Source organism: Prauserella cavernicola (assembly GCF_016595675.1).
Taxonomy (GTDB): Bacteria; Actinomycetota; Actinomycetes; order Mycobacteriales; family Pseudonocardiaceae; genus Prauserella_A; species Prauserella_A cavernicola.
On the sequence record NZ_JAENJH010000001.1, the window covers coordinates 132,103 to 144,089 of the forward strand.

The 11,987-nt window shown below is 71.0% G+C and carries 10 protein-coding genes; 6 read left to right on the forward strand and 4 right to left on the reverse strand.

From position 1 onward, the window contains the following. Nucleotides 1-65: 65 nt before the first annotated feature. Nucleotides 66-1,415 (reverse strand): SLC13 family permease, encoded by a 1,350-nt coding sequence (locus JHE00_RS00620; protein WP_200313656.1) that lies wholly within the window; start codon nt 1,413-1,415, stop codon nt 66-68. Between the two features lie 144 nt (nt 1,416-1,559). Here JHE00_RS00620 and JHE00_RS00625 point away from each other — a divergent pair, with 144 nt between their 5' ends. Both JHE00_RS00625 and JHE00_RS00630 read left to right on the forward strand, forming a co-directional pair. Continuing rightward, nucleotides 1,560-2,735: a pyridoxal-phosphate-dependent aminotransferase family protein gene (locus tag JHE00_RS00625; RefSeq protein ID WP_200313658.1), complete on the forward strand. Its 1,176-nt coding sequence runs from the start codon at nt 1,560-1,562 to the stop codon at nt 2,733-2,735. Then, entirely contained in the window at nt 2,732-5,605 is a 2,874-nt protein-coding gene (locus JHE00_RS00630) for an FAD-binding and (Fe-S)-binding domain-containing protein (protein ID WP_200313660.1), read from the forward strand. The genes JHE00_RS00625 and JHE00_RS00630 overlap by 4 nt, the downstream gene beginning before the upstream one ends. A gap of 9 nt (nt 5,606-5,614) precedes the next feature. On the opposite strand, the gene JHE00_RS00635 is transcribed toward JHE00_RS00630, so the two are convergent. Further along, entirely contained in the window at nt 5,615-6,466 is an 852-nt protein-coding gene (locus JHE00_RS00635; RefSeq protein WP_200313661.1) for a LysR family transcriptional regulator, read from the reverse strand. 69 nt (nt 6,467-6,535) lie between these two features. On the opposite strand from JHE00_RS00635, the gene JHE00_RS00640 reads away from it, so the two are divergent. Continuing rightward, nucleotides 6,536-7,474 carry an EamA family transporter gene (locus tag JHE00_RS00640; protein WP_307831757.1) on the forward strand — a complete coding sequence of 313 codons (939 nt, stop codon included), beginning with the start codon at nt 6,536-6,538 and terminating at the stop codon, nt 7,472-7,474. Continuing rightward, complete coding sequence (locus JHE00_RS00645) at nt 7,380-8,747, forward strand: pyridoxal phosphate-dependent decarboxylase family protein (RefSeq protein ID WP_200313663.1); 1,368 nt, start codon at nt 7,380-7,382, stop codon at nt 8,745-8,747. The genes JHE00_RS00640 and JHE00_RS00645 overlap by 95 nt, the downstream gene beginning before the upstream one ends. Here JHE00_RS00645 and bluB read toward each other — a convergent pair. Together bluB and JHE00_RS00655 are read right to left on the reverse strand one after the other, a co-directional pair. Next, on the reverse strand, nt 8,654-9,382 hold the full coding sequence (gene bluB, locus JHE00_RS00650; protein ID WP_372440333.1) for a 5,6-dimethylbenzimidazole synthase: 729 nt from the start codon (nt 9,380-9,382) through the stop codon (nt 8,654-8,656). The two genes, JHE00_RS00645 and bluB, sit on opposite strands and share 94 nt — an antisense overlap. After that, nucleotides 9,379-9,891, reverse strand: coding sequence for an ATP-binding protein (locus JHE00_RS00655; protein ID WP_200313665.1), 513 nt, complete (start codon nt 9,889-9,891; stop codon nt 9,379-9,381). The genes bluB and JHE00_RS00655 overlap by 4 nt, the downstream gene beginning before the upstream one ends. A gap of 337 nt (nt 9,892-10,228) precedes the next feature. Here JHE00_RS00655 and JHE00_RS00660 point away from each other — a divergent pair, with 337 nt between their 5' ends. Both JHE00_RS00660 and JHE00_RS00665 read left to right on the forward strand, forming a co-directional pair. Beyond that, on the forward strand, nt 10,229-11,524 hold the full coding sequence (locus tag JHE00_RS00660) for a sensor histidine kinase (protein WP_200313667.1): 1,296 nt from the start codon (nt 10,229-10,231) through the stop codon (nt 11,522-11,524). Then, complete coding sequence (locus JHE00_RS00665) at nt 11,521-11,964, forward strand: roadblock/LC7 domain-containing protein (protein WP_200313669.1); 444 nt, start codon at nt 11,521-11,523, stop codon at nt 11,962-11,964. The genes JHE00_RS00660 and JHE00_RS00665 overlap by 4 nt, the downstream gene beginning before the upstream one ends. Nucleotides 11,965-11,987 lie beyond the last annotated feature (23 nt).

Genomic DNA, 11,987 nt, shown 5'->3' on the forward strand with positions numbered 1-11,987 from the left:
CCGGCATCGGCCCGGAAAGAGCCCGTCGGCACCAGAGATGCCGACGGGCTCTCGGGCCGTCGGTGTCAGAGCCAGCCGGGGATCACGAAGATCAGCACGGCGACCACCGGGGCGATGGCGATCATGCTCATGCCCCAGATCATCAGGCGCCGGAACATCGTGTCGCGGTGCTCCTCCGGAGTGCTCGCCACGACGAGCGCGCCGCTGGTGGAGAACGGCGAGGAGTCGACCACCGACGACGAGATCGCGAGCGCGATGATCATGCCGACCGCGCCGACCTGACCGGTCAGCAGGAACGGCACCGCGAGCGGGATCAGCGCCCCGAGGATGCCCGTGGTGGAGGCGAAAGCCGACACCGCCGCACCGATCAGGCAGATGACGAGCGCGGCCAGCAGTGGCACGCCGATACCCGCGACGCTGTTGCCGAGGAACTCGATGGTGCCCACCCGTTCCATCAGGCCCACATAGGTCACCACGCCGCAGATCAGGAGCACGGTGGGCCACGCGACCTGCGAGAAGCACGCCTTGGTGTCCTTGGGCGAGAGCAGGCAGATCACCGTCGCGATGCTCAGGGCGAGCAGGCCCACGTCGAACTCCAGCGCCAGTGCGCCCACGGCGAGCAGGACGAGCCCGAGCAGGGTCACGGAGCGCTGGGTGTTGAGTGTGGTCACCGCGGTGGCCTCGCCCGCCTCCGTGCGCGTCTTGGTGGCGGTCGCGCCGCTTCCGCCGCCCGCACCGCCGCCGACGGGCTCACCGTCGTCCTGCGGTTCCGGGGCGGGCGTGCCGCCCTCGCCGGGCGTCTCGCGACGGCCCAGCAGCTTCTTGCCGCCGAACATGAAGAAGACCACGACGCTGAGCAAGGCGTTGAACAGGAACGAGCTCACCCACAGCAGCACCGGGTTCCCGGGAAGGCCGCTGCGTTCCACGACACCGTTGGTGATGGTGCCGAAAATGCTGAGGGGCGAGAAGCCACCCGCGGTGGCGCCGTTGATGATGAGCAGTCCCATGAGCATCGGGTTGATGCGGTAGCGCGTCGCGAAGTTCAGCCCTATCGGCGCCATGATGGCGACCGCGCCGGGGACCACCGCTCCCACCATGGTGAGCAGGCTCGTGATCAGGAACATCACCCACGGGATGAGCGCGATTCTGCCTCTCACGGCCCGAACTCCGGCATGGATCAACCAGTCGACCGTGCCGTTGGCCTTGGCGATGGCGAACAGCAATGTCACGCCGACGAGTACCACGAAAAGGTCTCCGGGGAATCCGGAGAAGAGATCTTCCGCAGTTTCGTCGTAAATGAAGGTTCCGATCAGGAAGGCGCCGAGAAAGGCTACCGCTCCCATATTCACCGAGCGCAGAGTCGCGAGGAGAAAAATGAGAACCAGGCCGATGATCGAATATAACTGTATGGACATGTGGCTCCTCGAGGCAGGCGTTGGCTCGCGGCCGCGACGGAAATCAGCTATTCCGTAATGCGAAAGCGGGGTCTCGCACCGAGGAAGTATGGCGCGCGACACAAATGACAGTCAAGAGTCCTGAATAGACCCATGGAGAATCCGATGGCACAGCCGATCGGCCGGCACTTCCTGCAAATTCCCGGCCCCACCAACGTTCCCGAGCAGGTACTGCGGGCGATGTCCGCACCCACGATCGACCACCGCGGTCCCGAGTTCGCCGCGCTGACCCTGGATCTGCTGGAGGCGGTGAAACCCGTCTTCGGCACCACCGGGCCGGTGGTGATCTATCCGTCCTCGGGCACCGGTGCGTGGGAGGCGGCGCTGGTGAACACGCTCAGCCCCGGCGACCGCGTGCTCGCCTTCGAGACCGGGCACTTCGCCACGCTCTGGCGGGAGATGGCGGAGAGTCTGGGACTCGAGGTGGAGTTCGTACCAGGAGACTGGCGCCACGGCGCCGATCCCGAGGCCGCCGCCGCGCACCTGGCCGCCGACACGGACCACGCGATCAAGGCCGTCTGCGTGGTGCACAACGAGACCTCGACCGGTGCCACCAGCCGGATCGCGGAGATCCGGCGCGCGCTCGACGACGCGGGACACCCGGCGCTGTTGCTCGTGGACACCATCTCCTCGCTCGGCTCGGTGGACTACCGGCACGACGAGTGGGGAGTCGACGTCACGGTCTCGTGTTCGCAGAAGGGCCTGATGCTCCCGCCGGGGCTGGGTTTCAACGCGGTGAGCGACAAGGCCCTGCGGGCCGCGGAGAGCGCGGGCCTGCGCCGCTCCTACTGGGACTGGCGGCCGGTGCTGGAGGCCAACCGGCGCGGCTTCTTCCACAGCACTCCGGCCACCAACCTGCTCTACGGTCTGCGCGAGGCGCTGACGATGCTCGACGAGGAGGGGCTGCCGCAGGTCTATGCCCGCCACCTGCGCCACGCCGAGGCCACCCGCGCGGCCGTGCGCGGGTGGGGACTGGAGATCCTGTGCCTTGACGAGCGTGAGCACTCGCCCGCGCTCACCGCCGTGGTGATGCCCGAGGGCCACGACGCCGACAAGCTCAGGGAGCTGATCCTCGAGAAGTTCAACATGTCGCTCGGTGCCGGGCTGGGCAAGCTCAAGGGCACCGTGTTCCGGATCGGACATCTCGGGCACTTCAACGACGTCGCGCTGGCGGGCACGCTCTCGGGTGTCCAGATGGGACTCGAGCTCGCGGGCGTGCCGGTGGACGACTCGGGGGTGGCCGCGGCGCTGCGGGTGCTCACAGGAAAGGCGGGAGCATGAGCGGGGACCTGGAACGGCGGCTCAACGCCGACGTCGAGGGCGAGGTCGCCTTCGACGACTACACGCGGCACCTGTTCTCCCGCGACGCGAGCATGTACTCCATCCGGCCGCTGGGCGTGGTCTTTCCGCGCACAGCCGGCGACGTCGCCGCGACCGTGGCCGCCGCGCGCGACCACGACGTGCCGGTTGTGCCCCGCGGCGCGGGCACGAGCCTGGCGGGGCAGACCGTGGGGCCCGGCATCGTGCTCGATCTCTCGCGGCACCTCAACAAGATCCTGGAGCTCGACCCGGAGAGCCGCACCGCACGCGTGGAGCTGGGCGTGGTGCAGGACCAGCTCAACCGGGCCGCGGGGGCGCACGGGCTGATGTTCGGCCCGGACACCTCCACCAGCAACCGCGCCACACTCGGCGGCATGATCGGCAACAACTCGGCGGGCAGCGGGTCGGTGCGCTACGGCATGACGATCGACCATGTGCGCGAGCTGGAGGTGGTGCTCTCCGACGCGACCACGGCGCACTTCGCGCCGGTGGACGAGGCCGAGCTCGCGCGCAGGGCCGCCGCGCCCACGCTGGAGGGCGCGCTCTACCGGGAGCTGCCGAAGATCGTCGAGGAGAACCGCGACGCCATCGCGGGTGGTTTCCCCGAGTTCTGGCGCCGTGCCACCGGATACCGCCTCGACCGCCTCGCCGAGCCGACACCGTTCGACCTCGCAAAGTTCGTCGTCGGCGCGGAGGGCACCCTCGTGGTCGGCACCAGCGCGGTCGTGGACCTGGTGCCCAAGCCGAAGCACACGGTGATCGCGGTGGGGCACTTCGCCTCGACGCCGGAGGCGATCGCCGCCACCGACGACGCGCTCTCGTGCGACCCGGCGGCCGTGGAGCTGATGGACCGTACGATCCTCGACCTGTCGCGGCAGAAGATCGAGTACTCCTCCCTCGGTGACATCCTGGAGGGCGACCCGGACGCGCTGCTCTTCGTCAACTTCACCGGCGACGACCGCGACGAGCTCGTCGGCAGGCTCAAGCGGCTCACAGCGTTGTGGCGCAAGCACGACCACGGCTACCACACGCTGGAGGCCGTCACCCCGCAGCAGCAGTCGGCGCTGCTCAAGGTCCGCAAGTCCAGCCTGGGCCTCCTGATGGCGGCCAGCGTCGGCGCGCGGCGGCCGCTGGCCTTCGTCGAGGACACCGCCGTGCACCCGAAGCATCTGCCGGAGTACACGACGAAGTTCAAGGAGATCCTCGACCGGCACGAGATGGAGGCGGGCTTCTACGGGCACTGTTCCGTGGGCTGCCTGCACATCCGCCCGTTCGTCGACCTGACCGCGCCTGGTGAGGTGGAGAAGATGCGCTCGGTCGCCGAGGAGGTCAAGGACCTCGTCACGGCCTACGGCGGCGTGAACTCCAGCGAGCACGGCGACGGTCTGGCGCGCAGCGAGTTCAACCGCGAGATCTTCGGCGACGAGCTCTACGAGGCGATGCGCCAGGTGAAGCGGCTGTTCGACCCGAGTGGCACGCTCAACCCCGGCAAGATCGTGGACGCGCCGTCGATGACCGACAACCTCCGCGATCCCGCGCTGCCCGAACCGGGACCGCTGCGGACGAAGCTCTCGTTCGAGGTGGTGGGCGGTATGCGCGCGGCCGCCGACCGGTGCATGAACATCGGGCTGTGCCGCAAGAGCGAGAGTGGCGCGATGTGCCCGTCGTACATGGCCACGCTCAAGGAGGAGGACTCCACGCGCGGACGCGCCAACGCGCTCGTGAAGGCACTGTCCGAACCGGACCCCAAGGCCGCGCTCGGCGACGAGCGGCTGCACGAGGTGCTCGACCTGTGCCTGATGTGCAAGGCGTGCAAGAGCGAGTGCCCGCTCGGCGTGGACATGGCCAAGCTCAAGAGCGAGACGCTGGCGCAGCACCACGACGTGCACGGCGTGCCCGCGCGCTCGCGGGTGTTCGGCTCCATCCGCACGCTCAACCGGCTCGGCTCGGCCACCGCGCCGCTGTCCAACCTGCCCGGCCGGATTCCCGTGCTGCGCAAGTTGATGGAACGCTACGTCGGCATCTCGGCGCGGCGTCCGCTGCCCCGGTTCGAACGCCGCAACCTCGGCGCGTGGTTCCGCAAGCACACGCCCGCGAGCCCGGGATCCCGGGGCGAGATCATGTTCCTCGCCGACTCGTTCACCACCTACACCGAGCCCGGCATCGGCCGCGCGGCCGTGGAGCTGCTCGAACGGGCCGGGTACTCTGTGCGGCTGGTGACGCGTGGCTGTTGCGGCCGCTCGAGCCTGTCGAAGGGGCTCGTCGACGACGCCAAGCGCAAGGCTGCGGCGCTGGTCGCGGAGCTGGCCAGTTCGGACGCGCCGATCGTGGGCTGCGAGCCGTCGTGTGTGCTGACGCTGCGCGACGAGACGTTGTCGCTGCTGCCGGACGATCCCGCCGCGCGTGCCGTCGCGGGCAGGGTGCGGCAGCTGGAGGAGGTGCTCGCCGAGGCGATCGACGACGGCGCGCTCGACCTCGACGACGCGGCGTGGCCCTCGGGCAGGCGCGTGCTGTTCCACGGGCACTGCCATCAGAAGGCCGAGGTCGGCACCGCCGCCACGGTGGGGTTGCTCAAGCGCATCCCCGGCGCCGAGGTGGTGGAGCTGGACGCGGGCTGCTGCGGCATGGCGGGCTCGTTCGGGTTCGAGGCCGAGCACTACGACGTGTCGATGAGCGTGGGTTCCGACCGGTTGTTCCCCGCGGTGAAGGCGGAACCGGCCGAGACGGTGGTGGCAGCCACCGGGGTGTCGTGCCGGCAGCAGATCGAGCACGGCACCACGCGCCAGGCCCAGCACCCGCTGGAACTGATCCGCGCGGCGCTGCGTGCCTAGGCAGTGGACCTAGGCGAGCAGTTCGCGCGCCAGCTCGACGAGTGCCGGGACGGCCGGATGCCCGCCCGCACGCGGCCACGCGAGCACCACCGGGATCGGCTCGGCGTCGGTGACGGGCACGAACTCCACACCGGGGTAGGCGTGGACGCGGGCGGTGGCCGTCGAGGTCACGCCCACGCCCCGGCCCGCCGCGATCGCGGCGAGCCAGTCGTCGGTGTTGGCCACTGGCACCAGCCGGGCCGGCCGGATCCGCGGTGGCCATAGTTCCGGCGTCGTCAGCCCCGACACGGTGTTGACCACAACCGGCTCGCCGGAAAGGTCGGCGAGCGTGAGCGACGACCGCGCCGCCAGCGCGCTGCCGGTGGGTACCGCGGCCACGCGCGGTTCGGTGCCGAGCAGGCGGGTGACCAGTCCGCCCTCGGCGACCGGGCCGCGCAGCAGCGCGGCGTCGACCAGACCGGTGCGCAGCCCCGCTGTGCGCTCGTCGACGCGGTGCAGCTCCAACGGGGTGGCGGGGTGGTCGTGTTCCCAGCGCCGCAAAAGGATCGGGGTGGCCTGTCCGAGCGCCGACCACGCGTGCCCGAGCCGCAGCGGCGCGTGGCCCAGCAGCGTCGGATCGAGCGCCCGGTCGACGGCGGTGACCACGGCGGCGGCGCGCTCGCGGAACGCCTCGCCCTGAGCGGTCAGGGTCAGGTGATGGGTCGAGCGGTCGACGAGCCGGACTCCGAGGCGCTGCTCCAGCTGGCGCAGCGTGCGGGACACGGCGGGCTGGGTGAGGTGCAGAACCGCCGCGGCGCGCGTGAGGTTGCGCTCCCCGGCGATGGCGAGGAAGCAGTGGAAGTGGCGCAGCTCGATGGTCATGCGTGCTGAGCATAACCCGAGCTGAATCGGCATTTCACAGCGGTTTTCGCGCTGCCTAGCTTCGGTGGGGTGTCTCGTTCTCCCGCGTCCGCTGTCGCCCTCGTGCTGGGCGGCGCCCTGTCCCTGCAGTTCGGTTCCGCGCTCGCGGCGCTGCTGTTCCCGCGCGCCGGTGCCTTCGGGGTGGTGACCCTGAGGCTCACCATCGCCGCGGCGCTGCTGCTGGCGGTGTGCCGCCCGCGACTGCGGGGCCGCACGCGTCACGACTGGCTGCTCGCCGCCGCCTTCGGACTGACCCTGGGCGGCATGAACATCCTGTTCTACCAGGCGATCGAGCGCATCCCGCTCGGAGTGACGGTGACGCTGGAGGTGCTCGGGCCGCTGGTGCTCTCGGTGGCCGCGTCGCGGCGAGCGCTCAGCGTCGCGTGGGCCGCGCTCGCTCTGGCGGGCGTGGTGCTGCTCGGCCGGGGCGGGTTCTCCGCGCTCGACCCCGTCGGCGTGGCGTTCGCGCTCGGCGCGGGCGTGCTGTGGGCGTGCTACGTCGTGCTGGGTGCCCGGGTCGGCGGGCGCTTCGCCGGAGCCGACGGGCTGGCGTTCGCGCTCGGCATCGGCGCGGTGCTGAGCATTCCGGTCGGCGCGGCGACCACCGGCACGGCCCTGCTGGATCCGGTGACCCTCGGACTCGGCGCCGCCGTGGCCGTGTTGTCGTCCATGCTGCCGTACACGCTGGAGCTCATGGCGCTGCGCAGGCTCCCGGCCGCGACGTTCTCGGTACTGATGAGCCTGGGGCCCGCGGTCGCCGCGTTCGCGGGGTACGTGGTCCTGGGTCAGAACCTGACGGCGGTACAGGTCTGCGGTGTCGTGCTGGTCGTCGTCGCGAGCGTCGGAGCCGTCCGGATGCGTAGAGTCCGACGACATGACGAACACGTGGGATCTGCTGGGAGAGGCGGCCTCGACGGCGATCCGCTACCGCGAGACGCTGCCGGACCGGCCGGTCGCGGAGTCCGGTGACGCCGCGGCGATCCAGGCCGCGTTCGGCGGCGCGCTGCCCGACGCGCCGTGCCCGCCGCGGCAGGTGCTCGACGAGCTGCGCCGCGCCGCCGAGGGCGGGCTGGTGGCCACCGCGGGACCCCGGTTCTTCGGGTTCGTGACCGGCGGGTCGCTGCCGTCGGCCACCGCCGCCGACATCCTCGCGGCCGGCTGGGACCAGTGCGCGGGCCTCACCGTCGCCTCGCCTGCCGCGGCGGCGGCCGAGCAGTGCGCGGGGGAGTGGCTCAAGGACCTGCTCGGTCTCCCCGCGACGGCGTCGACGGGGTTCGTCATCGGCGGACAGTCCGCCAACACCGTCGGACTCGCCGCGGCCCGTCACCACCTGTGCGCCGAGGCGGGCTGGGACGTGGAGCGCGATGGTCTCGCGGGGGCGCCGCCCGTGCGGATCGTGGCGAGCGTGGAACGGCACGCGACCATCGACCGGTCCCTGCGGCTGCTGGGTTTCGGCACCGCCGCGGTGGAGGAGGTTCCCGCCGGGCCGAACGGGGCGCTCGACGTCGCCGCGCTCGCCGGGGTGCTCGCCCGCGGTGGGCCCGCGATCGTGTGCCTGCAGGCGGGCAATGTCAACACCGGTGCGTGCGACGACCTGCGCGCGGGGTGCTCCCTCGTCCGCGACCACGGCGGATGGTCGCATGTGGACGGAGCGTTCGGGCTGTGGGCGGCGGCGAGCCCGCGCACGGCGAGCCTGGTCGACGGCATCGAGCTGGCCGACTCGTGGGCCACCGACGGCCACAAGTGGCTCAACGTGCCCTACGACTCCGGGTTCGCCTTCTGCGCGAGGCCCGAGGTGCACTCGGCCGCCGTGTCCTACACGGCTCCCTACCTCGTGGCCGAAGGGGCCACGATGGGTCCGGCCGACTTCACGCTCGAGTCCTCGCGGCGCGCCAGGGGTTTCGCGGTGTGGGCCGCACTGAGGGAACTGGGCCGCGACGGCGTCGCCGCGCTCGTCGATCGCTGCTGCGCGCTGGCCCGCCGGTTCGCCGCCGCGCTCGCCGCCGGTGGTGCCGAGATCGCCAACGACGTGGTGCTCAACCAGGTGCTCGTGCGCTTCGGCGACGACGCGCGGACCGACCGCATCGCCGACGGCGTCCGCCGCGAGGGCACCTGTTGGCTGAGCGGGACCACCTGGCGCGGGAGACGCTACCTGCGCGTCTCGGTCTCCAACTTCTCCACGACCTCCGACGACATCGACCGTTCGGCGGAGGCCGTGCTGCGCGTCGCCGCGTCGGTGTAGCGCTCCTCGTGCAGTACGGCCTCCAGCGGCCGCCTGCCGCGCCAGCCGTGGCGCTCCAGGTCGGGCACCTCCTCGAGGTGCGTCACGGGGCCGAGGCACAGCCACGCCACCGGCCGCACGGCCTCGGGAATGCCGAGCAGCTCGCGCAGGAACGGCTCCCGGTAGAAGCTGACCCAGCCCACGCCCAGGTCCTCGGCGGTCGCCGCGAGCCACAGGTTCTGGATCGCGAGACACACCGAGTACAGCCCGGCGTCGGCGATCGCGTGCCTGCCGAGCACGGCGGGCGAGCCTCGGCCGGGGTCGTAGGTCACGACCACACCCAGCGTCGACTCGAGGATGCCCTCGACCTTGATCCGCGAGAACGTCTCCGCGCGCTCGCCCTCGAGTTCGCTCGCGAAGACCTCGCGCTCGGCGAGCACGTGGTCGCGGAAGCGGCCGCGGGTACCGGGATCGCGCACCAGCACGAAGTCCCACGGCTGGCTCATGCCCACGCTCGGCGCGGCGTGCGCGGCCGACAGGACACGGCGCAGCACGTCCTCGGCCACGGGTGCGCCGGTGAACTCGCCGCGCACGTCCCTGCGGCGATGGCAGACGTCGTAGAAGGCCGCGCCCAGCGCGTCGAGGGGCGAGCTCACCAGTCGTCGCGCTTGAGGCCGACCAGGACGCGGTCCACCAGCGCCGGGTCGACACCGCCCTGGGCGGGTTCCGGGAGGTCCGCGTCGGCCAGCTGGGAGCGGCGCTCGTCGCGTCTCGGCAGCCGCACGCCCGCGGCGGAGATCCCGCCGGGCAGCGGGATCTCGCACCACACGAGCTTGCCGCGGCCGTCGATGGGCACGGCGCCGGTCTGCCGCCCGTCGACCGTGGGCGCGCGCTCGTGCATGCGCGCCAGCTGGTCGTCCTCCAGCTCGATCACCAGGCAGTCGCCCGCGATGCGCAGCCGCAGGGTCATGAACCCCGGTGCCCTCGGGTTGGTCTTGTCGATCACCGCCTGCACAAGACTGCGGGCCGCTCTCGTCACTTCCTCGCGCAGTGCCGGCAGCGACCACTCGGTCAGCGAGAAACGGACGAAGAGGTCCGTGCAGTTGAGTGCGCTGGGCAGTGCGACGAGCCGGAGGTCGTCCACCTGTGCGGTCTGGGAGTTCACTCAGGATCCTTCCACGGTCGCGTGCCACTCGAGCTGCAAGCTGGCTCCCGGAGGTCCGTATCTTGCCAACACCCATCGCCTGCTGTCGATGCAGGGGGGTTGTGGACCGATCACCCATCGCGACTGCGACATTTGGGTGAGCGCAGGGAAATCCGAGCACCGACGGTGACGACAATTCGGATCGTCCGAGGCCAGCGACGGAGAGCAGGTTCACTGCCAGCGACGAAACCCGGACCGGTTGTGGACAAGGCCCCCAGCGTCTGCTTGCATATCGACCGTTGGCCATCGGGGGTGGCCGATCCACAGGGCCCGTACGCGACGAGAAAGTAGTGGATGCATGGCGAGGCGGGCGAGAGCGCGAGAACTCCTGGACCGCTCCCGTGTGCTGCTTGACCGCTCCCGGGTGGCGGCGGCACACATCCTCGATCCTCCGAGACATGGCTCGGAAAGGCCGGCGCTGGAGGCTGCCCCCGTGCAGCAGGCGACGGGTGAGGCCAGGAACAGCGCACCGGAAGAAGCACTGGTCGACATCTGCGCGAGCATCGCGCTGCGCGACCTCAACCTCGTGGACACCTTGCTCTCCCAGCTCGAGGAGATGGAGAACAAGGAGGACAACGACGACCGCCTGAGCCAGCTGTACCGGCTCGACCACCTCGCGGCGCGGTTGCGGCGCAACGCGGAGAACCTGCGTGTGCTGGCCGGCCGGGACGCGAGCGACACGTCCACCGAGACGTCGTCGCTGGTCGACACCGTGCGCGCGGCGATGTCGTCGATCGACCAGTACTCCCGGATCACCATCGGGCGCATCGTGTCGCTCGGCGTGGTCGGATTCGCGGCCGAGGACCTCAGCCGGCTGCTGGCCGAGCTGCTCGACAACGCGGCGAACCAGTCGCCGCCGAACTCGCCGGTGCGCGTGAGTGCTCACCTGACGGAGCAGGGCAGCGTGCTCGTCCGCATCGAGGACGAGGGCATCGGTCTTCCGCCGGAACGCCTGCGGGAGCTCAACGACCGGCTCGCCAACGCGCCGGTGCTCGACGACGACGCCGTGCGGCACATGGGACTCGCCGTGGTCCGCAGGCTCGCGGGCAGGCACGACATGCGCGTGACCCTCGACCGCAGGCTCCCGCACGGCACCACCGCCACGGTGCTGCTGCCCGCGGGTCTCGTCTCCGAACTGCCCGAGGCCACGTGGTCGGGCACCCAGACCGTGATCTTCGCGCAGGGCAACCGGCAGCGCGTCGCGGCGCCGGGCGCGGGAGAGTCCGTGCCCGCGTCGGCGGTGCTCACCGAACCGGCGGAGGAGCCTGGCGCCATCTCGGGCGAGCTGCCCCGTCGCGGTGCCCACCGCCTCACCGACCAGCCCTCACCCCGTCCTCGTCCGTCCGTTCCCTCGCCCGTCGTGGGCGGGACCACGGCCAGCGGTCTGCCCCGGCGGGTCTCGCGCAGCCTGAAGAACCCCACCGGCGAGGCGGGCGAGGCCCCGGCCGCGCCCGTCGAGAGCACCGAGACGGCGGAGGAGGGGCACGACAAGCTCCTCGCCGACCTCGACGCCTTCTCCGACGGGGAGCAGGCGGCGCGCGACGACCAGCGCGACAGTGGTGACGCGGACTCGAGCTCTGAAGGAAAGCAGTGACAGCCGACATCGACAGCTCCCAGAACCAGAACTTCTCGTGGCTGATCAATGATTTCGTCCGCAAGGTCCACGGCGTCACGCATGCGCTGATCATGTCCTCCGACGGTTTCCCCCTCACGGCGTCGGAGGCCGTCAGCAACGAGGACGCCGAGCAGCTCGCCGCGATCTCGAGCGGGCTGCTGAGCCTCGCCCGCAACAGCGCGACGTTGTTCGACAAGGGCACGTGCGAGCAGATCATCATCCGGCTCACCCACGGATACTTCCTGTTCATGGGCATCGGATCGGGTGCGGGTCTCGCCGTGCTCACCGGTCCTGACTGCGACATGAAGGTCGTCGCGTACGAGATGACACAGTTCGTGCGAAACGCCGGCCACGCGCTGACCCCCGAGATCCGTGCCGACCTGCGACGCGTGCTGACCGCCCGGCGGGCGCAGGCCTGACCCGGGCGAGGAAGTGATCAACG